This window comes from Algoriphagus lutimaris, from assembly GCF_017051705.1.
In the GTDB taxonomy this organism is placed as follows: Bacteria; Bacteroidota; Bacteroidia; order Cytophagales; family Cyclobacteriaceae; genus Algoriphagus; species Algoriphagus lutimaris.
Genome location: NZ_JAFIDJ010000001.1, coordinates 586205 through 612361, shown reverse-complemented (window position 1 = coordinate 612361; position 26157 = coordinate 586205). Strand labels below are relative to the sequence as shown.

The following is a 26157-nucleotide window of genomic DNA, read 5'->3' as shown; positions in this document are numbered from 1 at the left end:
ATCACTTTAGAAATAACTTTTTTGAATTTCCTTCTCGATAATCCCAACAATTTCCTGTTGCTGATCCATGCTCAAACTGGATGAACTGGGTAGGCAAAGACCATTACTAAATAATTTTTCAGCTACTCTCCCTCCATAAAATGGAGCTTTTTTAAATACAGGCTGCAAATGAAGAGGTTTCCACAAAAATCTGGTTTCAATTCCATTATTCAATAAAACAGCCCTCAATCTATCATTAGAAAAACCTGTTTTCTCCTCATCGATCAAAATAGTGGTCAGCCAATAGTTGGATTCACTTTCAGTTCTTTCCTGATGAAAGGATATCCCAGGAAAATCAGCTAGTAAATTTCTATACCGGGTATTAATTTCCCTTCTTTTCTTAACAAAACTTTCCAGCTTTTCAAGCTGAGCCAATCCAACGGCTGCTGTCAAGTTGTTCATCTTGTAATTGTAGCCAATCTCTAGATGCTGGTAATAGGGCAGATCTTCTCTAGCCTGAGTAGATAAATGCGCAGCTTTTTGGATTAACTCCGTATTGTTGGCTATAATCGCTCCTCCCCCACCTGATGTAATGATTTTGTTTCCATTAAAGGAAAATATCCCAATATCTGCGAAAGTACCGCAGGACTTTCCTTCGTATTTACTGCCTACTGCCTCTGCAGCATCCTCTATCACCGGAATATTATATTTGTTTGCGACCTCCATCAATTCATTGATTTTTGCAGGCATTCCAAACAGGTGAACCAACACAATAGCCTTTGGCTTTTTCCCGAATGCAATACGAGATAGAATAGCATCTTCCAATATCTCCGGGGAGATATTCCAGGTATCTTTTTCACTATCCACGAAAATTGGTTGAGCTCCCAAATAGACGATTGGGTTTGCCGAGGCACAAAAAGTAAAAGATTGGCAGATCACCTCATCTCCAGGTCCTACTCCTAATAATACCATTGCTAAATGGAGCGCAGAAGTACCCGAATTCAAGGCTACCGCCTGATGTGTCTTAATCTTTTTGGAAAGTTTGTTTTGAAATTTATTAATAAAGGACCCATATGTAGCCAAATTTCCCGATGCTATAGCCTGTTCAGTATAACACTTTTCATTACCGCCAAATACCGGAAAAGAAAGAGGGATTCTGTATGCCATTTATTAATATAGTGTAAAACAGTTTAAACATACCACTTATAGAACAAAATCCCAACACCGAATAACTAATGTGCAGGTAATATAAAAGTGGGTTTTAAGAATATTCCAGAGATAGAATAGAAGTGGCTATTAATTTAGATTGATGGTACTATCTTTTAAACCCTCCCGATCTACCGTTGCCTTTGTTTTCTTTTTAGATCCTTTCTTCCTAGTTTCCAAAACTCTGGGAGAAAGATTAACTTTTTTCTTCACATATTTTACAGTGATTTGATCTAATCTCCATCCCAAAACAAATACGATGCCTGAAATTAAGGGGATCAGTAAATTATCAGAAAAATCTTTTAATATAAATACCAACAAAATTATAGCAAACTGCAAAAATCCCAGTAACAAAGCCACGCGATTATGCTTCAAACCCATTCGCATTAAGAAATGATGCACATGGGATTTATCTGGACTCATGGGGCCTTTCCCTTGAGAAATCCTCCTCACAAAAACCCTTGCCATATCATACAAAGGATAAATCATCAATGCGACAGACATGCCAAAGGTAGGTTCAAATTTCATAAAAGCACCTTCGGGTAAACCCTCATTGATTTCCATAAAAGCGATGATTAAGGTTCCAAGTGTAAAGCCTAAAGTCAATGAACCGGTATCCCCCATAAAGATTTTTGCAGGATGCCAATTGAAAATCAAAAAGGCTAAAACACCTCCCAAAAAAGTAAAACTAATCAAGGCATAACTTTCCACTCCCTGCAGATAAAACCAGGCCCCCAATAAGCTTAGAGAAATCAAAGCGATGGTTCCTGCCAAGCCATCCAGTCCATCAATGAGATTAAACCCATTCGTTAAGGCCAATAAAACCAAGGTGGAGAAAGAGTAACTTGCAAAAAGATTTAAATCGTGGATGCCGAGGAAGCCATGAAAACTACGAACACGAATATCCGCTACCACTACAACCAATAAAACAGAGATCAATTGGCCCAGTAATTTCTTGGAAGCTCTCAATTCCACAAAATCATCTCTCAACCCTACAAAAAACATCAGTAAAATACCCCCATATACATACCGTATATCTGGTAATGAAAATTGCCATATCCATATTCCCAAAGAAATGGTTGCAGCCATAAAGAAACCGATCCCTCCCATGGAAGGAACCACATGTTGATGAATTTTCCTACCCCCTGGGGAATCTGACAACTTATATTTGGTGAATAGTTGAATCAGTACAGGAAAAAATAAAAAGGCTGTGGCAAAAGATGATAAAAAAGCGAGTATATAAAACATGTGAAATGGTTTGGATTAACAAAAAAACAAAAATAAGGCCCAATAATGAAAACATTTTCTCCTTTTAACGTATTTAACCCTAAAATGGCAACAATTTTGAACTATCTTTTCTGAATAATTTAAAAAAAATCAAAATTCAGCTTAATTTTTAAGATCATCTGCAATTATGTGTATTCACAAATATTCAATCTTTTTTTTTGATGAATTTTCAAAATTACCCAATTTTAAACTTTAATAGAATTTAAGTTTCCTAAAAAAGCTTTTTTAATAATGACTAATAATATTTTCAGAAAAAATGAAAAATTTGAGGTATATGTTAGTCCAACAAAGCCCAAAAATGAAAGTAGTGATTCAATTCACTCCCCCTATTATAATTGGTACAATCTTACTTTCAAAAGGATAATTGATTTAGCTGGAGCTTTTGGGTTTATGATCTTCTTCGGGTGGTGGATGTTTCCCATCGTTGCGATCCTAATCAAATTGGATTCAAAAGGTCCTGTATTTTTTAAACAAACCAGGGGAGGAATTAATAATACAACTTTTAATTGCTACAAATTTCGATCTATGAAGATTGAAAAAGAAGATGATCTAAAGCAAGCCACTAAAAATGATCCAAGAGTTACGCGAATTGGAAGGATTTTGAGAAAAACGAGTATTGATGAATTACCCCAAGTCTTTAACGTCATCTATGGTAACATGTCTATTGTAGGACCAAGACCTCTGATCGTAGCTCAAAATGAAGAGTATTCTAAAAAAATAAAGGGGTATGAAAATAGACATTTGGTAAAACCTGGGATTACCGGTTTAGCTCAAATTAAAGGGTATCGAGGGGAAACAGTTCTTTCCCACTCCATCTACTTTAGATATAAATTGGATATCTATTACATTAAAAATTGGCATCCTCTATTTGATATTAAAATCATGCTCACTACTATTAAATCCTTATTTGAAGGAGATGATATGGCTTACTAAAAAAAGCTCTTGGAGCATTAAATTTTCAAAATGAACCACAGAACACATTAATTTTTATAGCATTTCTGATATTTTTTAATCAATAAACAGGTTAATCTCCAGTCCCCTAAACTTCAATAATTGACTATTCCTTTAAAGGCTAGGGATTTCCTCCCTAGTATGGGAGGCAGCGAAAGGATTAAAGATCATGTCCAATTAGAAAAGTTTTTTAAAGACCAAAAATATGAACAAGCGTGCCCCTTTCAATTGGAAGATAGATGAATACTTTCCCAATAGGGATGAAACCTATGATTTTAAAAAATGTCATCTGAATTATTGCACAAAAAAGCCCCCAAAAGTAGGCGAACTTTTGGGGGCATCCTTAATTTATACCTTTATTCTTAGTATTCGAAAACGAATATTAATTCAAATTAACTGGACTTTCACTTAAGGATTCTGTTTTGATTTTAACTTTTTTAATCTTTTTGGCTTTCATCTCCCTTAATTCCAAAACCTTGGGCTCAAGCTCCACCTTCTTCTTTAAATAAACAACAGTGACTTGATCTAATCTCCAACCTAAGAAAATTACCAAAACAGATAAAATTGGCAAAACAATATGATCTGAATAATCTCTCAAGGTAAATGCTAAGACAATCATCAAAAATTGTAGACTTCCTAAAATCAATGCTACTTGATTATGTTGTAATCCCATACGCATCATAAAATGATGTACATGAGATTTGTCTGGAGTCATAGGCCCTTTCCCTTGTAAAAGGCGACGAGTGAAGACTCTTGCCATGTCATACAATGGGAAAATCATCAAGGCCACGGAAATCGAAAAAGTAGAATCAAATTTCAAAAAAGTATTACTCGGAAGACCTTCATTGATTTCCATAAAGGCCACAATAAGTGTAGCCAACGTGAATCCAATCGTCAATGAACCCGTATCCCCCATAAAGATTTTGGCTGGGTGCCAATTAAAGGCTAGAAAAGAAAGAATCCCTCCCATAAACACAAAACTGATCAATGCATAACTTTCAATTCCTTGAACTAAAAACCATCCTCCGAGACAAGCAAGCGTAATGATAGCAATCGTTCCAGCTAATCCATCAAGGCCATCAATTAGATTAAATCCATTTGTTAAGGCTAATAAGACTACGGTTGTGAAAATATAACTTGCTGCAATAGGCAATTCCTCTATTCCCAAGAATCCATGAAAAGTTTTAATTCTGATATCAGCAAGAACCACTACTAGTAATACAGCCATTAATTGTCCAAGCAATTTTCTGGAAGCTTTTAATTCTACAATATCGTCCCTTAATCCAACAAAAAACATAAAAAGTATACCTCCCAAAATATACTTAATATCAGGTAAAGGGAATTGCCAAGCCCAAATTAACAGAGTCATAGCTGCTGCGATAAAGAAACCAATCCCTCCCATAGAAGGAACAAATGATTTATGAATTTTCCTTCCCCCGGGAACGTCCCCGATTTTTGCTTTTCTCAATACTTGGATTAAAATGGGAGTTACTAAAAAACCTACAGAAAAGGCTGTAATAGTAGCTAAAATAAAAAACATAAAATAGTGGTTAGTCTCACGTAAATTTAAGAATCTTTAATGCAAATGGCTTGCCATTAACAATAAAATAAAATACAGCCAGTAAATTTAATAATTACCAAATGCTTTATTTTGATAATTATTAGTGCTTATTCTTATTTGAAAAACATTTTTTTTTGCAAAAAAAATTAATTCCAAACCTAAAGTATTGGAAATTGAAGCATTAAACTCAACTCACCAATTTGATGAGAATCTGTACATTTTAAAAAAAATGTACAATCCTCAAATAATGAATATTTTCAAAATTAAAAACCTCAACATTTACAAATGAACCAAGGATTCAATAATTTTTCTTTGTTGTACTCCATTGGTGATGTATTAGTTGCTTGAATTATTTCACCTCCTACCGATAAAATTACTCCATGAGCAGCAGCTGTATCCCATTCCATAGTAGGTGCAAAACGTGGATAAATTTGAGCTTTTCCTTCAGCTACCAACATAAATTTTAAAGACGAGCCCATGGAAATTACTTCCACTCCTGGGTATTGATCTATAAACTCTTGTGTTTCTGAACTTAAATGTGAACGACTAGCCACTATGGTTTTGACTTCTTTATTCACTTGTTTTTCCAATTGAAATGGAGCTTCCTTCGCTTCTTTTTTCCAAGCTCCATCCTCTTCATTACCCCAATACATCCATTTTAATACCGGAGCATACACTACTCCTATTACTGGTTTACCTTGATGTATTAAGGCGATATTTACTGTAAACTCCCCATTCTTTTTAATAAATTCTTTCGTTCCATCCAGAGGATCTACCATCCAGAAATATTTCCAATTTTCCCTTACCTCGAAAGGGATATCTTTTCCTTCTTCTGATAGAACAGGTAATCCAGTCTCCTCTAAATACTTTACGATAACCTGATGGGCTGCTTGATCTGCTTTGGTTAGCGGTGAGTTATCCCCTTTCAATTCAACACCAAAATCAGCTGAGTTATAAATTTCCAGGATGGCCTTGCCGGCGGCTAAGGAGGCTTCTTTGGCTAGGGAGGTGAGTTGTTTTATATCAATCATAATTTTTTACCGCAAAGCGCACAAAGGACACTAAGTAAATTGGTTTGAGAATACCCTTTAATTTTTTGTTTGAAAAATAACTTTGTGATCTTAGTGTTCTTGGTGGTTCATCATTTTTATTTAACCACAAAGCGCACAAAGTTTATTTTTAAAGGATTATTCTTTTAATCCCGTTTCTTAAAAGTTTGACATTGAAATTGACTAACAAGCCTAATTTCATCTTAGATAATTTTAGATAGGTAAGGACTTGAGCCATATGAATTGGATTTAATTCATCAACTGCTTTTAACTCCACTATAACCAATCCCTCGACTAACAAATCAATTCTATACCCAGCATCCAGCTTGATATTTTCATACATTACAGGTAGAGCAACTTGTGATCTTGCTTTTAACCCCATTTTTTGAAGTTCATAAATAAGGCAAACCTCATAAGCACTTTCTAATAAACCAGGACCTAAAGTTTTATGGACTTTAAAGCAAGCATCTAAAACACTTTTAAATATTTCCTCAGTTTTATCCTCTATCAAACTTTATAAAAAAATCTTTGTGATCTTGGTGCCCTTGGTGGTATCATCCTCAAATAATCATTCCAGCGCCAACAGTTTCATTAGTATTCGGATCTATCAAAATGATAGAACCAGTTTGTCTATTTTTGCTATAAGAATCAAAAAAGATTGGAGATGCCGTGCGGATAGAAACTCTTGCAATATCATTCATCCCTATTTCCTGAATATCTTCTATTCTATGCAAGGTATTTACATCTACTTTGTATTGGATATCCTTTAACAAAGCTTGGCACTCCTTCGTAGTATGCTTTACAATAAGCTTGGTTCTATTTTGTAATGATTTTTGATTCATCCAACATACCATTACCTCTAAATCTTGTTCGGTATGAGGTTGGTTATTTGGCCTTACAATCATATCACCCCTACTGATATCAATTTCATCATCCAAAGTCATGGTGACTGACATAGGCGCATATGCCTCTTTTATAGGCTCTCCATTCAATTCAATTGATTTAATTTTAGAAGTAAACCCAGAGGGTAAAACCTTTACTTCATCACCTGCTTTAAATATGCCTCCATCAATTCTTCCTGCATAACCCCTAAAGTCTTGAAACTCCAATGTATGAGGGCGGATTACCATTTGAACAGGGAATCTGCAATCAATATGGTTAAAGTCAGAAGCAATATGAACGTGTTCCAAATGGTATAAAAGCGTAGACCCTTCATACCAAGACATATTCTTGGAACGATCCACCACGTTATCTCCTTTCAATGCAGAAATTGGAACAAACTGAACATCCTTGATATCTAGTTTACTAGAAAATGCTTCATAATCTGCTACAATTTTATTGTACACCTCCTCTGAATAATCCACTAAATCCATTTTATTTACGCATACTACTACATGAGGAATTTTCAATAAGGAGGCAATAAATGAATGTCTATATGTTTGTTCCAATAGTCCTTTTCGAGCATCCACCAAAATAATGGCAAGATTAGCAGTTGACGCCCCTGTCACCATATTTCTTGTATATTGGGTATGTCCTGGAGTATCAGCAATGATAAATTTACGCTTTGGTGTTGCAAAATAACGGTAAGCTACATCAATAGTAATTCCTTGTTCTCTTTCTGACTTTAAGCCATCAGTTAAAAGGGATAAATCTACATAGTCAAATCCTTTTTTTTCGGAGGAAGTTTTAACTGCCTCGATCTGATCCTCAAATATAGATTTGGAATCATACAACAGTCTACCGATTAATGTACTTTTTCCATCATCAACAGAACCTGCAGTGGTAAAGCGAAGTAATTGATTATTTTCTTGTATACTCATTGAATTAATTAAATGTTAAAGATTAAAAAGTTAAACGTTGATTATTAAGGAAGGAAATCTAGATACTTGATTCTACGTACTAGAAACTATTTTTAGAAATAGCCTGCCTTCTTTCTATCCTCCATAGCTGTTTCTCCTCGTTTATCATCAGCCCGCGTTCCCCTTTCAGTAGTTCTTGTTGTTGCCACCTCTTCAATGATCAATTCGAGTGTATTCGCATTAGAAAGAACAGCTCCTGTAATAGGCATATCCCCGCAAGTTCTATAGCGAACATTTAATTTTTTAATTTCCTCACCTTCTTTCAAAGGCAAATATTCTGATTTAGCCAAAATCACTTCGTCTCTTACTACACATTCTCTTTCATGAGAAAAATATAGGGATGGTAATGCTATATTTTCTTCTTTAATATATTGCCAAACATCCATTTCAGTCCAATTGGATATAGGGAATACTCTAAAATGCTCACCATGGTGTTTTCTACCATTAAATAGATTCCATAATTCAGGCCGTTGATTTTTTGGATCCCATTGACCAAACTCATCTCGATGTGAAAAGAAGCGTTCTTTCGCACGGGCTTTTTCCTCATCTCTTCTTGCTCCTCCCATAGCTGCATCGATTTTCAACTTCTCCAACGTATCCAACAGCGTTACGGTTTGTAAAGCATTTCTACTTGCATTAACCCCGGTCTCCTCCCGAACTCTTCCCTTATCAATACTTTCTTGAACAGAGCCTACAACCAATTGAACCCCTAATTCTCTGACCAAATTATCTCGGAACTTAAGAGTTTCAGGAAAATTATGTCCTGTATCAATATGAATTAAAGGAAAAGGAATCTTTGCTGGGAAAAATGCTTTCTTTGCCAAGTGAGCGAGTAAAATACTATCTTTGCCTCCTGAAAACAATAAAGCAGGCTTTTCAAATTGAGACACCACCTCCCTGATTATGAATATTGCTTCTGCTTCTAATTCTTTTAAATGTGATAAATAATATTGTCCCATTATTTGTTTTTCTGGGTTGAATTTAATGGCAAATATTTGCCGAAATTGTTTTAATTACTTTTAATACAGAATCTCTTAATTCTTCTTGATCTGAATGAATATGTACTGATGGTTTCAAAGGTTTTTCATAGGGAGAATCTATTCCAGTAAAATTTTTGATGATTCCCTTTCTGGCTTTTGCATAAAGGCCTTTTACATCTCGCTGCTCACAAACCTCTATTGGACAGTCTACAAAAACTTCCAAAAAATTTTCTTCCCCCACCAAGTTAGAGATCATTTCACGTTCAACTCTGAAAGGAGAAATAAATGCAGAAACCACCAAAAGCCCTGCATCCATCATCAATTTAGCTACTTCAGCTATTCTGCGGATATTTTCGACACGATCTTCATCAGAAAAGCCCAAATCCTTATTTAATCCAGTACGGATATTATCACCATCCAATAAATAGGTCATAAAACCATCCTCAAACAACTGAGTTTCTACTGCATTAGCCAAGGTAGACTTTCCAGAACCTGAAAGCCCTGTAAACCATATCAACTTGGGTTGTTGCTTTAAGCGTTCCTTTCTCTGTTGACCAGTTATCTTAAATAAAGTGGGATGTATATTATTTTCCATTTTAGAAATAGTATAAATAAATAAAGGTGATCACTACGCTTGAGTAGATTAATGTCAAAGGCAAGCCTATTCGAGTATAATCTGAAAATTTATAATTCCCAGGACCAAGTACCATCAGATTAGTTTGATAACCTATTGGGGTCATAAAATCTGCAGAAGCAGCAAAGGCAATGGCTATAAAGTAAGGGGTTAGGCTTTCACCAAAACCCAAACCCATTTCATAGGCTACCGGAAACATGATGGAAACAGCAGCCGCATTAGTGATTAAGACGGTCAATCCTAAAGTCAAAAGAAATAGAATGCTAATCGCTCCTAAAGGATTCAAGTTCGTAAAGATATGGTAGATCTGCTGAACCAAAAATGTAGCCAATCCAGATTTTTGAATTGCTACCCCCACAGCTAAGGCAGAGACTAAAATAATTAACAGATCCACATCAATGGCCGATTTAATCTCATTCAGATTAATGACATTGAATAGAGTCATAACTAAAATACCCACAAAAGCAGCAAGAAATAAATCTATTAATCCAAATATACCAATCAAAATAATTCCTAATGAAAGAATGCTCGGAAGGGTTTTTTTTAATGAAAGTTCCGTTTGAACTTCTACAGATTTGGAAAGCACAATCAAGTCCCGGTTAGATATTACCTTGGAAAAATCCTTGGAACATAGAAGCAATAATAAATCCCCCTCCTTCAATTGAATCTCACCTAAGTTCTCCTTTACCTTTTCCCCTTTTCTATAGACCGATATCACTGAGGCCTTATATCTATCCCTAAATCCCAATTCTTTAAGAGAAATCCCTACCAATCCACTTCCAGATGGAATGACGGCTTCGGTCATTGCTGAAAAGCCATTTCTAACTAAATGGGAGGTGTCTGGAAGCTCCAACCCATTATTATCATTGATCAAATTAAGAATTGATTGGGTATTCCCAGCAAAAAAAAGTACATCTTCAGAATGAATGATTCTATCCGAAGACACAGCGGTGATACTTCTTTCTCCTCTTTTGATCTCAACCAAAAACAAATTCTTTAAATGCCTCAAACCCGCCTCTTCTATGGTTTTCCCTATCAAAACTGAACTTGGATTCACCTTTGTCTCTACCAAGTATTCATTTAGATGCTCCAACAAACTTTCCTTTCGGGTGGTCGTTTTCGGCAACATTTTTTCAGAAAAAAAAGCCAAGTAAAGTAAGCCCAAACAGGTGACAATTCCTCCTAAGAATAAGAAATCTGAATAGTTTAGAGAAGGAAGTCCAGATTGGACAATCAGCCCATTTAAAACCAAATTGGTTGAAGTACCAACTATGGTGATCATTCCTCCGAGGATAGTAGCGAAAGAAAGTGGAATCAAGAATTTAGAGGCGGAATGCCCGTTGCTTTCTGACCAATTCTTTACGTAAGGAATCATAAAAGCCACCACGGGAGTATTATTGAGCATACTGGACAGACCTGAAACTGTCAGCATCATTCTAAACCGAAACTGAAAAGGAGAAAGGCTCTTTTTAAATAAAGCATAAAAAAAACCCTTTCCTAGGTTTTTCTGTATTCCAGAGGTCAAAATGATCAAAAGAAATATGAGGATAATTTGCTTGTTTGCGAATCCCTGTAAAAAATCCTCTATAGAAATCACCTTTAATATAACAAAAGCAAAAACCACCAATACAAATGCTAAGGATGGCTTTAGCAAATTTTTGTAAAGAGTGAGAACTAAGCCTATTACCAAAACAGTGGTAATTATTATATTAAAAGTCAAATCAAACTAAATTACTTGTTGTTCAAATTCTTATTCCAAAAATAGATCAAACTAGTTTGAGCTAAAAATGAAGTTAAATTTTTCCCTTTTGGAAAATCGGGCGTACTAGTAGGATCCAACTGCCACTGATAATTTCGAGCATGAATAATTTGCAACTTAGAGCTCAGTAAGAGATTATTGAATTGTTTGTCATACAGGAATCCCAATGATAGGTCCACCCAGGGTTTGCGTTCTGTTTCCTGTAGTTGAGCTTTATAGTAAAAATCTTGATTATTGGCTAGCCTCTCCATAATCAATCCAATTTTATCTACTTTTTCAACTAAAGATAATTCAAAAGTTTGAACATTGGATCCTACGCCTACTCCAACCCCTAACGGTTGACCATAATTAACAAAACCTCTTGCTGGATTATGGGTATGCCAAGACAGTCCGCCTTTTATACTATGCCTTATAATTCTATTTAGAGATTCTTGTTGATGCGTAATTTCACTTCGAATTAAAAGTTTTTTACTCGAATTTCGAATCTCTATTAATTTGTTAAAGCCAAAAATATAGGCTCTAGCATGTTCTGGGTTCAGTATAAATTCCCTCCAATTGTAAGCATGATCCCTTCTACCATATTCAAAGTAAATTTCTGCCTGAGCCTTAGGAACAATAAATCTACCAAATAAAGTAAACGTTTGATCTCTACCATTCCCATCATACCCTACCGTATTCCCATTATCAAAAACATTTTTTTTCTGAAAACCTTCAAAAACTGGAAACCAGTCTAAGAATGCATTTCCCCTGTTTGCATTATACTGTTGAAAAGTTCGTGCAAACCCAAGAAATAATCCCGGCACCCATTTAGGGTTATAAGAAATAGAAATGGCATTTAAATACCTCCAATCTCCTGAAAATTGAGTGAAATAAAGGGAATTCAACTCTTGGTTTTGAGAGGGAGAAATCCCTGAGTTTTCCAACCTCCCCATTATTAACTGTCCTTCAAAATTTCCTAAAAAAGTTTTTGCAGGCTTTGTTGTATTGAATGTCAAATGAGGAAAACCTTGGGCATTATTTGAAAAAGTTAAGGAATTAAATTGCCCAGGACCCCACCAGATGTTTTCTGTAGCTGCCCCAATTTCAAATGCGCCATATTGAAAAGTTAATTTTGACTGCCCCCACCATGGGCTATAATACCAACCTTTTCCGAATCTTTCAGGAAAATCTCCCCAATTCCAAAAAAAGAATCTATCCTTTATATGGGAATTGGACATCTCTTCCAATCCAGTAATAAAACCAGAATTTTGAGCAATTACAATTTCAGGACGAAATGTGAAGTTTATGAATTTATATTTGGCCTGAATTCCTCCCGAAAAATAGGTTTGAATGCCTGGATTTGGAATTAACCCATAATCTCCCCAACCATAAGGTCTACCAGTTAAAATTCGAGTAGTATTCACTACCGGCAAAAGCCCCAAATTAACCTCATTTGGTAGATCGGCAAACCAGCCATAGGGATCTAAACTTGTATATGTAGAATCAAATGGAAGAGTGGGTCTCAATAAAAAAGAAGAATAGAAACCTGTAGAATCCAATTGGCTTCTTCGAACAACTTCTTCGAGAACCGGGAAATTTGCGGGCAAGGATTGGGCTGAGGTAAATCCTATATAAGAGGTAATAATGAGCAATATAGTAAGCAGATATCTCAACCTAATTCCATTTAAAGAACTCGTCTTTGTCAAACCTATAATCATCATTTTTTGAGTCTTCAAGTGAAGAATCTGAGAAAATCATTATAGATGAATCCTTAGATTTTGATTGAAAGCCATTAGCATAGCCTCCTGGTACAATAAGAATATTTGGAGCATCTGAATCTAAAATAAACTCATAGATGTCCCCAGGATGAGCATTTTCAAAATCCTCAACTTTCACCAACACGATCTTTGTAATTCCTCGAATGGGAATAATTGATTTGGTTTCAATCTTATGTCCCTGCCAAGCTCTAATTTGATCTTTAACACCAAATGATATTGAATAAAAACGCTTTGAATTTGATAGATCAAATTCATTGCAATAGCGTAATTCTCCACGCTCATCTTTGTAGATTGAGACTGGAATAAGAGTTGGTTTATTCAAAAGAAATTCTGGTTAATTCATTAAGATTTTTTGCTCTATCAAACGATTGATCCAATAATATTTGAGCTGACAAACTCATTTCATTCAATTCTTGCGCTGAGAGCGACATTAGTTCCCTAAAGCCTTTGCCTATCATTTCAACATCATTTGAATCAGCACTATACCCCAATTTATACTCCCGAATTAAATCAGGAACTTCTCCTTTCATTACTGCGAAGATTGGTTTTTTATATTGGAGGTAAGTCTGAAACTTACTTGGGATCATTATTTCATAAATTGGGGCATCAACTAGGGATATCAATAATATATCACTAGCCTCAAAATAATTAGGCATTTCGCTTAATGGCTTCCTTCCCACAAAATTTACATTTGTGATTTTCTCTTCTTTCACAAGTTTTTTTAAATCCTCAAGAAAAGAACCGTCTCCTACAATGTTTAAATAAGCCTCCGGAAAATCAATCACTGCCCTTTTGAAACCGAGGACTACTTGATCAAGATTTTGTACTTTCCCTACATTTCCTGCGAAAGTAAAATTAATTCGACCAGGAAGTTGTATTTTTTTTGTACTAGGCTGACTAATAATTGACCAATTAGGTATCCATGAGATATCCTTGTGAAAATTTAAATAGGCCCTTAACTTGGGGGCAAAACCCTTACAGGAGACTGCAATATTATCTGAAGAATTATAAACCAACTTCACAAGAGTATTTAAACTTAAATCTAAAATTTTATTTGACCTAAATCCATAAGCATATACTGTGTCGGGCCATAAATCTTGTGTCCAGATGGTCAAATTTTTAGAATATATTTTTTTTATTAAAACTCCTGGCAAAGCAACGGTTAAGGGTCCTGTTTGATAAATAAAAATTCTATCAAACTTTTTGCCGATAAATAGACTTACAATTGAAGTGAAAAATACGAAAGAAACGTAATTAAGAATTTTAATCACCTTGCTTTTTTGATATCCTTCAATCACTGGCACCCTATGAATGGGTATATCTTGAAAATAGGTCTTTTGATATAGTTTGTTTTTGTAACCTGAAATTGTTTTCCCGAATGGATAAGAGGGAGTTCTTGTTAGAACTTCCACCTTATAGCCTTCATTTTTCCAATGACTAGCTAAATCATTGATTACAAATTCTTCAGGGAAAAAAGCCTCCCCTATAATCAAAATACGCTTATCCTGCATCTGGGTAGATGGATGAATAAATGGAGTTGTTTTTCTCCATATGATCTTTCATTTCTTTAATCATGAACTCATAAGATGGTATAGCAAAATCCACATCAATTTTTTCACTCTTTAAGCTTTTATCAACTCTTTTACCTTCAATCGCATTAATCTTAAGCCCTCTTTCAAAGGTTTTATTAAACAGATTTAGAAGGTCAAATTTTGAAATGGCTACACCATTTGTTATATGATACAGACCATTTAAGTCTTCATCTATAGCCTTTCTTATGGACTTACTAAGCTCGGTAGTGGTTACCCCGCCCCATAATGCTTTGGTGAATCCATTTGTTTCTGCTTTTTGATTCATGAACCAATGGAACAGGCCTTCACCATTCTGCTTTATCTCGGGGCCTATTATGGAAGTTCGTAAGGTGAGATGCTTCTCAGAAAATAATTCCCCTAAAGCTTTTCCTCTTCCATAAACGTCATCAGCATCTCGAAAATCAGACTCTACATAAGCTCCCTTTTTTCCGGAAAAAACACAGTCTGTAGAAATATGAATCACTTTTGAATCAATTTCATCAGCAATGCTCATTAGCCAGTGGGGGAAATAAGCATTGATTAATATCGAATTTTTGGGGTTTTGATTAGACCCTTTTATTAAAATTCCAATGCAGTTAATTATTACATCTGGTACAATTTCTTTGATAATACCTTCGAGCTTGTTGAAATCCGTAATATCACAAATTATCGTTTCCTCTCTTAGCTTATTCCTAAAGGATAAATCAAAAATTTCAAACTCTTCAGATGACTCCAAATTGAAAAATACTTGATGACCAAGCATTCCAGTTGATCCTAATATTAGTACCTTTTGCATTATTTATTCCAAGTAACCTTGTTAACAATTGAAGTATAACTCTGAATCGCTCTAATCACCCGAGTAGAGCAGTTAGTCACCTGATATTCCAAAGGAAGATGTGCTTGCCCGCTTTCTTGTAGTTCTTGTGCAATGGGAATAGACTGAAGCATACTTTCTGTAGTGATTCCACCTAGCACAATTGTTCCGGCATCAATAGCCTCAGGTCTTTCAGTGCTAGTTCGGATGCTTACAGCTGGAAAATCCATCATTGCTGATTCTTCCGAAATTGTTCCTGAATCAGAAAGTACTACAAAAGCCTCCTTTTGCAACTTCACATAATCGAAGAATCCCAGAGGTTCAATATTTCTGATCAATTTATGAAATTGGATTCCACTGGCTTTGATTTTATTCCTCGTCCTCGGATGTGTACTGAAGATGATTGGCATCTGGTATTTTTCAGCCACTGCATTTAAGGCCTCAGACAAAATATTGAAATGATCTTTAAGATCAATATTTTCTTCTCGATGTGAACTTACTACTATAAACTCCTTCGGTTCTAGCCCGAGCCTGTTCACCACATTAGATTCAAGAATTTCAACTTCATATTTATTCAAAACTTCTTTGAGCGGAGACCCTGTTACAAATACGTGATCTTTTCGAAAGCCTTCACTCAGCAAATATCTTCTGCTATTTTCTGTGTAGGTCAAATTAATATCTGAGATATGATCAGAGATTTTCCGGTTTATTTCTTCCGGCACATTTTGATCAAAACAGCGATTTCCTGCTTCCATATGGAAAATAGGGATTTTAAGTCTTTTTGCTGCAATCGTACATAAAACGCTGTTGGTATCACCCAAGACTAATATTGCATCTGGCTTAATCTCGGATAATAACTCATAAGATTTAGCAATTACATTCCCTATAGTCTCCCCTAAATGTTTGCCAGCCACATTTAAATAGTGATCAGGTTCTCTAAGCTGAAGATCATCAAAGAAAATCTGATTTAGTGTGTAATCGTAATTCTGTCCAGTATGAACTAATGTATGATCGAAAAACTCATCGCATTTTTTTATACACTCTGCCAATCGTATAATCTCTGGACGCGTACCTACTACCGTAACAACTTTCAATTTGGCATCCATTATTTCTTCCAATTTTTTAGTTCATCCTGGATATATTCCAAGCTTATTAATTTTTCTTTGATCTCAGGAATGGTCAACCTTCTGGTATTATGTGAATTGTAGTCCTCTAGATTAGAAGCTTTTGTGTCTCCTTCAGTGAAGTAACTCCCATAGTTTAAATCCCTATTATCTGCAGGAATTCGATAAAACCCCCCCATATCCTTAGCCTTTGCCATTTCTTCCCTGGTACAAAGGGTTTCATATAACTTTTCTCCATGTCGAGTTCCAATAATATTAATCGGATTGCTGACTTCAAATAATTCCAATAAGGCTGTGGCTAAATCACCAATTGTAGAGGCTGGAGCCTTCTGCACAAACAAATCACCTTGCTTCCCATTCTCAAAAGCAAACATTACTAAATCAACAGCTTCATCCAAGGACATTAGATAACGAGTCATAGCGGGGTCAGTAATACTTAAAGGTTTTCCTGATTTTAATTGATCTACGAAAAGAGGAATTACAGAACCACGAGAAGCCATGACATTCCCATATCTTGTTAGGCATACCGTAGTCCTATCACCAGGTATATTTCTAGATTCTGCTACAGCCACTTTCTCCATCAAGGCCTTTGTCATACCCATTGCATTGATGGGATACGCAGCTTTATCCGTACTCAAACAAATAACATTCTTGACTCCATTAGCTACAGATGCCCTAATTACATTTTCTGTCCCATATACATTGGTCTTAGTAGCTTCCATAGGAAAAAATTCACAGGAAGGGACCTGTTTTAAAGCAGCAGCTTGAAAAACGTAATCCACTCCTTTCATAGCCAAATCTAGGCTATGATAATCCCTTACGTCACCGATATAGAATTTCACCTTAGGGTCATTTAAAGCGACCCGCATATCATGTTGCTTTTTTTCATCTCTTGAAAAAATTCTGATCTCATCGATAAAATCAGAATAGATGAATTTTTTTAATACCGCATTTCCAAAGGACCCTGTTCCCCCGGTAATTAAAAGTGTTTTATTCTTAAACATTGTTATTAAAATTATGAAAGCAGGATAAAATAAAATCAAAAGTGTCATGGGAGGTTTTATCCCATGAGTATTTTTTAATTTCTTGTTGATTGTGAAGTATAAAATTTTCTCTCTTTTCTGGATCTTCTAACATCATAATTAAAGCTTCTTGTATGGATCTGACTGAGTGCGGGTCAAAATAAAATCCAAACTCTTTAAGAAATTCAGGCATAGGCTGTGTATTACTACATGCAATTGCTGATCCTGAATACATGGATTCTAAAAGAATATTGGGCATATTTTCACAAGTGGAGGCGAACACAATGCCATTAATTTCTTTATAAATATTTTGAATTTCTGAATACTCAATATGTCCCTTCCAATCTACAAACTCACCTTTTGGATCGACTTCATTTATAGTTTCATCAAGTAAATTTCCAGCCGGTGCAAAAATAGATCCACCTACTAAAACCAAAGAAACTGGGTAGCCTTGATAACGCAAATTACCAATAGCTTTGACCACATTCCATTGATGTTTGTACATATGAATAGTTGAGACATACAAAAATTTAAATGGATTATTAAATGAATATTCTTTAATCCCTAGTTGCCTTTTAGGTGAATTAGAGAATTTAGCAGAAATTCCATGATGTATGAGAGTAGTATTAACATTCTCTAAATCTATATATTTACTGGCTAAGGTTTTAGCAATTTGAGAAATGAAAATAACACCTTTAGATTTCTCAAACGAAAATTTCTGTCTATAAAAACTAAGTCTAAATTTAATTTTTTGATTTATGGAATTAATTTCAGAAACAACTTTTCTATCATAAAGCAACATATTTCTAGACATTCCAACAACAGGACGAAACGATCCTATATAATCTCCAGTTACTGAAAATAGCACATCACAATTAGATTTGAGAATGCTGTCAAACTTAAATAGTTGAAAAAAAAGCCTCATAACTAAACTACCATTAAGATAATTATCATTATATTTTATGATAAAATCTTTTGTTGGCAGCTTTTCTAAAACTCTTTGAGAAGAAAAGACATATACCTTTGAAATGTTAAAATCATGTGGATTCAGATGATGCAAAATCTCAACCAGATGTGTAATTCCACCTCCTCCTCCAACATTCGTGGCATCAATACCAATATTCATATTATAGTTCAGATATCACAAACTTAAGTTTACCTCCGTCCTGAATTAAAGAATTATAAAACTTTAAATTAATTTCCAATTCATTATTCGATTTTTTTAAAAGCTCGTTCTTAATTTTTGCAAATCCAATGTTATTTGCGCTTTGTCCTTGTGATAGAATACAATTAATTGAAACTGAATAATCCTTATGTTGAATTATTTGAAATCCATCGACCAAATGGACATAATCATCAAAAATAGTTGTTAAATAAGCTCCACTTATAGAAATTCCGGACGGTGTTCTAATGGTATCTGAAACTCTACCCTTTATTTTATCAATTAATGGAAAGGGTAAACCACACGTACAAACATTATCGACTAAATATCGTCCTGAATCACCATTTTTATATCTAATTAAAGGAAAAGCCTTGTTTTCGAGGTCAGTAATAGTCACATCTCCATATTCACCATCTTTCACTACTTCATCAGAAGAATCTAAAAATTCGATGTGGCGAATATCTGAAAGAACATGCAGCCCCTTTTTATTTTTACACTCAGCTGCAAGCCAAAACATTTCACTACAACCATATTGATCATAAACAGGGGCTTTAAGTGTATCTTCTATAAACTTGCGTGTTGATTCAGACAAAGGGGCAGCAGTTACCCATATTGCTTTAGGTATATGAAGCTTCCTTCCATTATCTTTGATATACTTTGAAAAATCATAAATACCTCCGACATATCCCTGAATAAATGAAGGTTGTAAATCATTCACTTTATTCAAGAAAACATTAATATCCGAAGGACTCATAGACGAACAATCAAGTAATACTCTTTTAGTTGGCCACCACATTAAAAAATTAATTAATTGTCTAAAACCTTTTCTAACATTCCTATAAACAAAGGCCTGATTTTCCCATGGAGCTATACCCCACCAACTCATAGTACGCCATCCAAATGCCTCCAATGGAACAGTTCTATCAAAATATACTTGTAGTGGTTCACCTGTACTACCGCCGGTTGTAGTGGACTTTAAACGAGATTTTGGAACATTAGGATTGATAATATCGTTGGAACTTTCTCTTAAAATATTCTTGGTAAGACAAGGAATTCTATTCCAATCATTTTCATTAGTTAGAGATTCAGGATTAAATGAATTAGAGTCATAGAATTTTTTATAAAATGGAATATTGTTATAAGCATACTTCACAATAGATATTCTTTTTGCAAAGTTCAATTGATTTAAATCTTCTACGGATAAATCTTCATTTTTAAGCAAATTGGTAAAGATTTCCATTCTTTTAAAAAGAAATTTAATTTTTAAATGGAAAATTATTTTTTTAAACATCATTATGAACAGATATTTTTAAAAACCAATTCCTCATGAGTTAATAGTGTACCAGAGATCACATTACTTAAGGTTTTTTGTCCATTCTTACCTATTTTTTTTAAAATCTTGATCCTTTTTAAATTTTGAATAATAATATCACTTGCAATACCCGAATTATTAGTAGGAATTTCAATACAATTATATAAGTGTTTCATTCTTCCTGAAATCCCCCCAACAAAAGTAGTAAATATAGGTAATGCACTAGCCATGGCTTCATAAAGAACTCTTGGAAAACCTTCGTCATGAGAAGTAAAAATAAATACATCAGCATCATCGTAAATAGATTTTAATATATTTTTATCAGAAACTAAACCATGCAAAATTACATAATCTTGAAGATTGTTTTTATTTAAAAGTGATTTAAAATCATCAAACAATTTCCCACCTCCTACTATGTTTAGAACAAAATAAATATTACTTTTTTTAAGATTTTGAGCGATTTCTAATAAATCAAATATCCCCTTTCTTTCTTCAACTCTTCCTACAAAAAGAAAATTCCACACAATTGGAATAGAGTAATCTCGATCTAATTTAAAATCACTTCGATCAATATCAATCATCGGTTTAATAACATCTACATTAGAACAAAACTTTGAAAGATCATCAGATAATGACGGGGAAACTGTCAAAATAAATTTAGATCTATTTAAAATAAAACGATCTAATATATTTTTATTATAATATTGACCCCTTATGTACAAACCAAAAGGTTTATTAAGAAATATAGAAAAAATACATACAAGTTTCCCTAAAGAACCAGGATAAAATATATACACATAATCCATTTTAATCAACAATAAAAATAATTTAATATATTCAATAATTTGATATTTACTAGCAAAAATTAATGATCTTACAGAGCCAGTTATACAATAGTCAACTATATCATTATCTCTTTTATAGGGAGATCTAAATTGAATAAAACTTAAATGAAATCGATTGGCCAAAGACTTCAAAAACACACCCGTATTTTTAGTTATAAAATGCTCATTAGTAGCACTATTAATTCCAGTTGAACCGTTTCCAACAATAAGAATTTTCATAATAAGATTTCAAAAAAGAGATAAAAAGAAACTTTCAAAGATTTATTATATATGAATAAAAACACCTAACCAAATTAAATACATTGAAAAGGTTATAACCTATACCAAAACAAACATTTTCTTCCTACTGCTATACCAAAAAATAAATAAAACCCAAAAAGTAATAGAACTTCCTTGAAATCCTAAAACTTGATTGTTAGCTGGAAAATATAAAATCATAGTAAAAAATAATGGTAATAAAACAATGGCAAAAACATTTTGGCACAATAAAGAATCTAACCAAACATGACTAAAAAAATAGCCGATCAAAAAAATAATAAAAGATACACCAAAAAATGTAAAGTCATTGGCTAGCCATACATATGCAGTATGCCATTTACCTGTACTACTATATTCATAAATATTTTCTACCCTAACTTGATATGTATTGCTCCAAATAGAGTTTTTTCCAAAAACTTTTTCTCCTAGAGAAATAAAAAAATTGTTATGACCAAGCCCATACGTCCAAACAAAATCCAAATCAATTGCTAATCCCATTGCATAATAGCCTTGTGTTAAGTAGCTATCAAGAGCAATATAAGTATTCTCAAATATTTCCGGAATAAATACCATTATGGTTGCATCTCTATTTACTATCTTTCCAACACTATAGTCATATCCAAAATCATTTTTTTTTCTACCTTGGTTTCCAACAGAAAAATAGAAGATACCCAAGGATAAAACAAGAGATAAAACAAAAAGCAATTTAATTCTTTTTAATAGAAAATATTTAAAACTTATAAGACGCGGATCCAAAATTAAAGCCATAACGGGTAAAAGAATAACATAATCAAAAACCCCCTTATTTGTACCTATCGCTATAAAAGACAATACATTTGTTACTGCTATAACTAAATAAGAGATTTTTTGCCAAAGTTTTAAAGCTTTCCAGTGGTATATCGCTAATGGAATAACAATATACTGAAGGGGTAAGGTGACAAAATAAAACAAAACAAGAGGGTTGGAAAGAGTAAGAAAACCTTCATACTCAGATTGATGTTTAGCCGCATAGGCAATAGAGGGAGAAAAAATCCCTAATAAAATTGAATCAAAAATCTCACCTATACTAGCATTTGACACTTTTAAATTAAACAGAAACTTAGGATATATAAAAAAAATACTTACAATCAATGAAATTGAAATTACTTTTTTCAGATAAAATATTTTATTAACATCGAATATTTTATATTTCGACACTCCATACTTATAACCTAGAAAAAAAGAAATTAAGTAAAGAATATTATAAAAGTAAAAAACAATTACACTTTGAACTTCCCATTCCCAAGGAGATACAATAAACATAAAAATAGTCAATACCAAGTATGATAGTAAAATATTCCTAGGGAAATAAATTAATTTACTAGATAACATCAAAGAATTATCCATTATTAATATCGATTATATATGAAAAAGATCTCTCTATCCTATCAATCACACTATTAAAACCAACAAATTCTTTTAATAGCTCTCTTTCAGAAAACAAATTGTTGTCCCATTTCCTATTATATAAAATACTCATGCTTTTTACAATATCTGCAAAATTATGAGTACTAGAAACTATAGACTTTTCCATTCCCTTTAAAAGATTTGAGGTGGGACTATTTATTGGAGAAATAGATAATATAAATCTATTTACCGCAATGTATTCCATAAGTTTCCCTGAAATAAAAACTTGATTTAAAACATCCGCATCAACATCAACAAGAACATTCGAGTTTCTCATAATCTCAAGAACATTATTCGATGAATCAAAAAATTTAATACTTTTATGAGATAAATTTAACTCCCTAAATATCTTTTGATTTAAAGAATTTCCATAAATATGGAACTCCACATTTTTTAAAACAGAAGAAAATTCTAGAAATGCATTTATTATTACAGAAGGATTTCGCTGAGCAGCAAACGTTCCCAAAAATAAAAAAATAAATTTATCTCCAGTTGGCTTTCCAAATTTCACAAAATCGGGAAGAGGATTTGGCGAAACGAAATAGTATTTAGAGGAATTTAGAATATTTGAGGATTGAAATTGATATTTACTCATTTCTTCAGTAACAAATGAAATTGAACCCGCATTTTTAATAATCGGATTTATGGTATTCATAAGCTTCTTTCTTTCCAAACTATTATTCATCCAATCTAATGTGGGAGGTATTGGATCTGCAAAATGAATAGAATGAGGCAAGTTATATTTTCTTCGAAGAAATTCTCCAACAATCATACTTGATATTGGACTACCTCGAGAATAAATCACATCAGGAATTAATTTTTCTATAATTTCAACTCCTTTCTTCTTTGCTCTTATTTGCCAAAACAAATAATTAATTTCTTTACCAATAAAATTACCGACAAACTTAAAAAAACGACTAGGACTTAATGGATGTGGGTTAATTCTATGAATTGTATATGGTTTATCTAAAACATAATTTTGTCCACAGATAACCTCGATAACATGCCCCCTATTAATAAGACCATCCACTATTCTTTCAGTGGCTTTACCAGAGGAGGTTTTACCAAAATTATAGGATATAACTAAAATTTTCACTTCTCTATATATTTTTATAAAAACGATATAAAACGAAAAATTGTATTGGAACAGATATAATATATACTATAACTCTAATAAGAACTGAAGTTTCGAGAAACACCATGAAACATCCACCAAAAACTACTATCCATAAAAGAAGATATTCGATTGAGAAATACAAGGTTTTTGGGATTAATTTTTTACGGTAGTAAAAAGGGGCAATTACTAATAGGTCAATATAGTAAGCAAAAGCAAAAGCTGCTGCTAGACCAACACTCCCATAATCAAATACAAACAGAACTGTAAAGAAAATTAAAAGTAGTGACCACAATATATTTTCATATACTCCCCACCACAACAGGTTCTTTGTAATTATACTTCGTCCCATCCCTCTTTTAAAAATCATAATAAATGTAGTCAGCATCGCAAGTGAAATTACAAGCAAAAAATCATTTGTATCATATTCACTTGACTTAAAGAAAAAGCTGATAATATTAGGAAAATAAATAAAAGGTAAAATTAGTATAACTCCTATTAGGACTGGCGAAAGGAAATTTATCAAATTCTGCTGGTTATTTTCTTTGGATGCAGATAAATACGATATAATTGGAATATCAACCTGAGCAGCAAGTTCCATTATAGCATTCTGGGCTATTTTTGCCGCATTATTGATTCCAATAATAGAAAAACCATTATTCAACCTCGACACATAAGTAAAAACACACCAAATTACAAAACCTCCAATTCCACCACTTAGAATTGCAGGTAAATTGTGGTTAAAAATAACTGATAAATTATCTTGATAATTTTGAAGTCTTATTCTTATATTATATTGTTTCACTTTTTTTAGAAAGAAAAAAATCAATAAAAAAAATATAAATAAATAATATAATACATAACCAGAAACTAATCCAATTAACCCATATTTTTCGCTAAAGGAAATAATTACAATGGTTCCTAGAACTCCACCTATAAAATTAGCTACAGCTATAGAAGAAAAGCTGTTAAAGCCTGCTAACGACCCTGACAAAACTCCATTGCATGCTATTAAAAACAAAAATATTGAAGATATCTGGAGGGGATTTATTAACGATGCATCTTTTAAGATATCTACAGCTATAAACCTTGAAAGTAAAAAGAAAACAATTGAAAGAGTTAGACCTAATATGGCAGCAAAAGTAATAGTTATACCTAATATTTCACCTGCTTTATTTTTAAAAGAATCTTTATATTCTGCTACATATTTAATAGCTGTAACTCCCACTCCAAAACCTAAAAGAATTGTAAAAATTGAAGATGTACTTCTAATTATACTCCATTTACCAAATGATTCGGGACCTAATATTCTCGCAACAAATATTGCCGAAATTAGGAGTGAAAATTTTCCAAATCCATTTCCACAAATATTCCAAACTGTTCCTTTAAATAATTCTCTTTCTGAAAGAGACAATCTCGTTAAAAGTGGATAAAAGTAGGTTTTGATCTTTTGCAACTAATTTATGATTATTTGAAACTTTCCCAATACCATTTCACAGCCTCTTTAATACCAGCATCAATTGAATGAGATGCCTTGTAACCCAGTATTTTCCTTGCTTTTTCTACTGAGGCCAAAGAATGTGGAATATCACCACTCCTTTTAGGTCCATTCATCACTTCTACTTCTTTGATAGCAGGACTATAAACACTTAAGTACTTTTTAATCAACTCGGTCAATTGAAGTAAGTTAGTGCGATCTCCCACAGCAGTATTATACACTTGATTCAAGGCGTCTTGATTATCTGTGGTCAAACACAATAAATTCATCTGAATCACATTGTCTATATAAGTAAAATCCCGGGAGAAAGTCCCATCTCCATTGAGTACAGGACTCTCATGATTCATCAGTTTATTTACAAAAAGAGGAATCACCGCCGCATATGCTCCATTTGGATCCTGTCTTCTACCAAATACATTGAAGTATCTTAATCCAATCGTGTTTAAACCGTAGGTCTTAAAGAAATTCTCTGCATACAATTCATTTACATATTTGGTAATAGCATACGGCGAGAGTGGCTTTCCTATTACCTCTTCAACTTTTGGTAAGGCCTCTGAATCCCCATAAGTGGAACTACTTGCCGCATAGATAAATCGCTTCACTCCCGCATCTCTCGCAGCAACCAGCATATTCAAAAAACCACCCACATTTACCTCATTGGTAGTGATGGGATCATTGATGGATCTCGGAACAGAACCTAAAGCTGCTTCATGTAATACAAAATTTTGCGAATTGCAGGCAGTATGACAGGTAGCTAAATCACGAATATCTCCTTCTATCAATGTGAAATTAGGATTCTTTAAAAACGGCTCAATATTATGTTTATGCCCTGTAGCAAAATTGTCTAGGCAAGTGACCTTTACTCCAAGTTCTAATAAAGCCTCACAAAGATTAGAGCCGATAAAACCAGCTCCTCCTGTCACCAATACTTTCTTACCTTTTAATTGCTCTTTAAAATTCTCAAACATA

General features: G+C 33.6%; 23 protein-coding genes. 1 reads left to right on the top strand and 22 read right to left on the bottom strand.

What is annotated here, in order from left to right:
• Positions 1-6 precede the first annotated feature (6 nt).
• Positions 7-1146, bottom strand: a complete 1140-nt coding sequence (locus tag JYB62_RS02415; protein ID WP_205643849.1) for an aminotransferase class I/II-fold pyridoxal phosphate-dependent enzyme — start codon at positions 1144-1146, stop codon at positions 7-9.
• A gap of 129 nt (positions 1147-1275) precedes the next feature.
• Positions 1276-2433 carry a glycosyltransferase family 4 protein gene (locus tag JYB62_RS02410; RefSeq protein WP_205643848.1) on the bottom strand — a complete coding sequence of 386 codons (1158 nt, stop codon included), beginning with the start codon at positions 2431-2433 and terminating at the stop codon, positions 1276-1278.
• A gap of 270 nt (positions 2434-2703) precedes the next feature.
• Here JYB62_RS02410 and JYB62_RS02405 point away from each other — a divergent pair, with 270 nt between their 5' ends.
• Positions 2704-3405: a sugar transferase gene (locus tag JYB62_RS02405; protein ID WP_205643847.1), complete on the top strand. Its 702-nt coding sequence runs from the start codon at positions 2704-2706 to the stop codon at positions 3403-3405.
• Positions 3406-3805: 400 nt separating this feature from the next.
• Here JYB62_RS02405 and JYB62_RS02400 read toward each other — a convergent pair whose 3' ends face one another.
• The 20 genes from JYB62_RS02400 to JYB62_RS02305 all read right to left on the bottom strand — a co-directional run bounded on the left by JYB62_RS02400 (position 3806) and on the right by JYB62_RS02305 (position 26156).
• Positions 3806-4963, bottom strand: a complete 1158-nt coding sequence (locus JYB62_RS02400) for a glycosyltransferase family 4 protein (protein WP_205643846.1) — start codon at positions 4961-4963, stop codon at positions 3806-3808.
• A 293-nt stretch (positions 4964-5256) separates the two neighbouring features.
• Entirely contained in the window at positions 5257-6015 is a 759-nt protein-coding gene (gene cysQ / locus JYB62_RS02395) for a 3'(2'),5'-bisphosphate nucleotidase CysQ (RefSeq protein ID WP_207758588.1), read from the bottom strand.
• 148 nt (positions 6016-6163) lie between these two features.
• Complete coding sequence (locus tag JYB62_RS02390) at positions 6164-6541, bottom strand: GxxExxY protein (RefSeq protein ID WP_394369689.1); 378 nt, start codon at positions 6539-6541, stop codon at positions 6164-6166.
• A gap of 52 nt (positions 6542-6593) precedes the next feature.
• Complete coding sequence (cysN, locus tag JYB62_RS02385) at positions 6594-7853, bottom strand: sulfate adenylyltransferase subunit CysN (RefSeq protein ID WP_205643844.1); 1260 nt, start codon at positions 7851-7853, stop codon at positions 6594-6596.
• 92 nt (positions 7854-7945) lie between these two features.
• Positions 7946-8851, bottom strand: coding sequence for a sulfate adenylyltransferase subunit CysD (gene cysD / locus JYB62_RS02380; RefSeq protein WP_205643843.1), 906 nt, complete (start codon positions 8849-8851; stop codon positions 7946-7948).
• A 22-nt stretch (positions 8852-8873) separates the two neighbouring features.
• Entirely contained in the window at positions 8874-9467 is a 594-nt protein-coding gene (gene cysC / locus JYB62_RS02375; protein WP_205643842.1) for an adenylyl-sulfate kinase, read from the bottom strand.
• Position 9468: 1 nt separating this feature from the next.
• Positions 9469-11160, bottom strand: coding sequence for an SLC13 family permease (locus tag JYB62_RS02370; protein ID WP_243431424.1), 1692 nt, complete (start codon positions 11158-11160; stop codon positions 9469-9471).
• 77 nt (positions 11161-11237) lie between these two features.
• Positions 11238-12851 (bottom strand): capsule assembly Wzi family protein, encoded by a 1614-nt coding sequence (locus JYB62_RS02365; protein WP_243431423.1) that lies wholly within the window; start codon positions 12849-12851, stop codon positions 11238-11240.
• A 67-nt stretch (positions 12852-12918) separates the two neighbouring features.
• A complete protein-coding gene (locus JYB62_RS02360) occupies positions 12919-13344 on the bottom strand; it encodes a WxcM-like domain-containing protein (protein ID WP_205643840.1) in 426 nt (141 codons plus the stop codon).
• The gene (locus JYB62_RS02355) at positions 13337-14326 is read right to left on the bottom strand and encodes a glycosyltransferase family 4 protein (RefSeq protein WP_205643839.1); all 990 of its coding nucleotides are present in this window, start codon (positions 14324-14326) and stop codon (positions 13337-13339) included. Before JYB62_RS02355 ends, JYB62_RS02360 begins: the two co-directional genes overlap by 8 nt.
• Before the next feature lie 196 nt (positions 14327-14522).
• Positions 14523-15389, bottom strand: a complete 867-nt coding sequence (locus JYB62_RS02350) for a dTDP-4-dehydrorhamnose reductase family protein (RefSeq protein ID WP_205643838.1) — start codon at positions 15387-15389, stop codon at positions 14523-14525.
• Positions 15389-16525, bottom strand: coding sequence for a non-hydrolyzing UDP-N-acetylglucosamine 2-epimerase (wecB, locus tag JYB62_RS02345; protein WP_317194620.1), 1137 nt, complete (start codon positions 16523-16525; stop codon positions 15389-15391). The genes JYB62_RS02350 and wecB overlap by 1 nt, the downstream gene beginning before the upstream one ends.
• Entirely contained in the window at positions 16513-17535 is a 1023-nt protein-coding gene (locus JYB62_RS02340; RefSeq protein ID WP_205643837.1) for a polysaccharide biosynthesis protein, read from the bottom strand. The genes wecB and JYB62_RS02340 overlap by 13 nt, the downstream gene beginning before the upstream one ends.
• Positions 17528-18679: a glycosyltransferase gene (locus tag JYB62_RS02335; RefSeq protein WP_205643836.1), complete on the bottom strand. Its 1152-nt coding sequence runs from the start codon at positions 18677-18679 to the stop codon at positions 17528-17530. Before JYB62_RS02335 ends, JYB62_RS02340 begins: the two co-directional genes overlap by 8 nt.
• Before the next feature lies 1 nt (position 18680).
• On the bottom strand, positions 18681-19955 hold the full coding sequence (locus JYB62_RS02330; protein WP_205643835.1) for a phenylacetate--CoA ligase family protein: 1275 nt from the start codon (positions 19953-19955) through the stop codon (positions 18681-18683).
• Between the two features lie 53 nt (positions 19956-20008).
• On the bottom strand, positions 20009-21091 hold the full coding sequence (locus JYB62_RS02325; RefSeq protein ID WP_205643834.1) for a glycosyltransferase family 4 protein: 1083 nt from the start codon (positions 21089-21091) through the stop codon (positions 20009-20011).
• 99 nt (positions 21092-21190) lie between these two features.
• Positions 21191-22516 (bottom strand): hypothetical protein, encoded by a 1326-nt coding sequence (locus JYB62_RS02320; RefSeq protein ID WP_205643833.1) that lies wholly within the window; start codon positions 22514-22516, stop codon positions 21191-21193.
• Positions 22509-23672 carry a glycosyltransferase family protein gene (locus JYB62_RS02315; protein ID WP_205643832.1) on the bottom strand — a complete coding sequence of 388 codons (1164 nt, stop codon included), beginning with the start codon at positions 23670-23672 and terminating at the stop codon, positions 22509-22511. Before JYB62_RS02315 ends, JYB62_RS02320 begins: the two co-directional genes overlap by 8 nt.
• A gap of 4 nt (positions 23673-23676) precedes the next feature.
• Positions 23677-25146 carry an oligosaccharide flippase family protein gene (locus JYB62_RS02310; RefSeq protein ID WP_205643831.1) on the bottom strand — a complete coding sequence of 490 codons (1470 nt, stop codon included), beginning with the start codon at positions 25144-25146 and terminating at the stop codon, positions 23677-23679.
• A gap of 11 nt (positions 25147-25157) precedes the next feature.
• Positions 25158-26156 carry an SDR family oxidoreductase gene (locus tag JYB62_RS02305; protein WP_205643830.1) on the bottom strand — a complete coding sequence of 333 codons (999 nt, stop codon included), beginning with the start codon at positions 26154-26156 and terminating at the stop codon, positions 25158-25160.
• Between the last annotated feature and the right edge of the window lies 1 nt (position 26157).

What these genes read in the sequence shown, in the direction of transcription:
- JYB62_RS02415 (WP_205643849.1), bottom strand. Translation starts at nt 1,146, where the DNA reads ATGGCATACAGAATCCCTCTTTCTTTTCCGGTATTTGGCGGTAATGAA.
- JYB62_RS02410 (WP_205643848.1), bottom strand. Translation starts at nt 2,433, where the DNA reads ATGTTTTATATACTCGCTTTTTTATCATCTTTTGCCACAGCCTTTTTA.
- JYB62_RS02405 (WP_205643847.1), top strand. Translation starts at nt 2,704, where the DNA reads ATGACTAATAATATTTTCAGAAAAAATGAAAAATTTGAGGTATATGTT.
- JYB62_RS02400 (WP_205643846.1), bottom strand. Translation starts at nt 4,963, where the DNA reads ATGTTTTTTATTTTAGCTACTATTACAGCCTTTTCTGTAGGTTTTTTA.
- cysQ (WP_207758588.1), bottom strand. Translation starts at nt 6,015, where the DNA reads ATGATTGATATAAAACAACTCACCTCCCTAGCCAAAGAAGCCTCCTTA.
- cysN (WP_205643844.1), bottom strand. Translation starts at nt 7,853, where the DNA reads ATGAGTATACAAGAAAATAATCAATTACTTCGCTTTACCACTGCAGGT.
- cysD (WP_205643843.1), bottom strand. Translation starts at nt 8,851, where the DNA reads ATGGGACAATATTATTTATCACATTTAAAAGAATTAGAAGCAGAAGCA.
- cysC (WP_205643842.1), bottom strand. Translation starts at nt 9,467, where the DNA reads ATGGAAAATAATATACATCCCACTTTATTTAAGATAACTGGTCAACAG.
- JYB62_RS02350 (WP_205643838.1), bottom strand. Translation starts at nt 15,389, where the DNA reads ATGCAAAAGGTACTAATATTAGGATCAACTGGAATGCTTGGTCATCAA.
- JYB62_RS02340 (WP_205643837.1), bottom strand. Translation starts at nt 17,535, where the DNA reads ATGTTTAAGAATAAAACACTTTTAATTACCGGGGGAACAGGGTCCTTT.
- JYB62_RS02335 (WP_205643836.1), bottom strand. Translation starts at nt 18,679, where the DNA reads ATGAATATTGGTATTGATGCCACGAATGTTGGAGGAGGAGGTGGAATT.
- JYB62_RS02330 (WP_205643835.1), bottom strand. Translation starts at nt 19,955, where the DNA reads ATGGAAATCTTTACCAATTTGCTTAAAAATGAAGATTTATCCGTAGAA.
- JYB62_RS02325 (WP_205643834.1), bottom strand. Translation starts at nt 21,091, where the DNA reads ATGAAAATTCTTATTGTTGGAAACGGTTCAACTGGAATTAATAGTGCT.
- JYB62_RS02320 (WP_205643833.1), bottom strand. Translation starts at nt 22,516, where the DNA reads ATGGATAATTCTTTGATGTTATCTAGTAAATTAATTTATTTCCCTAGG.
- JYB62_RS02305 (WP_205643830.1), bottom strand. Translation starts at nt 26,156, where the DNA reads ATGTTTGAGAATTTTAAAGAGCAATTAAAAGGTAAGAAAGTATTGGTG.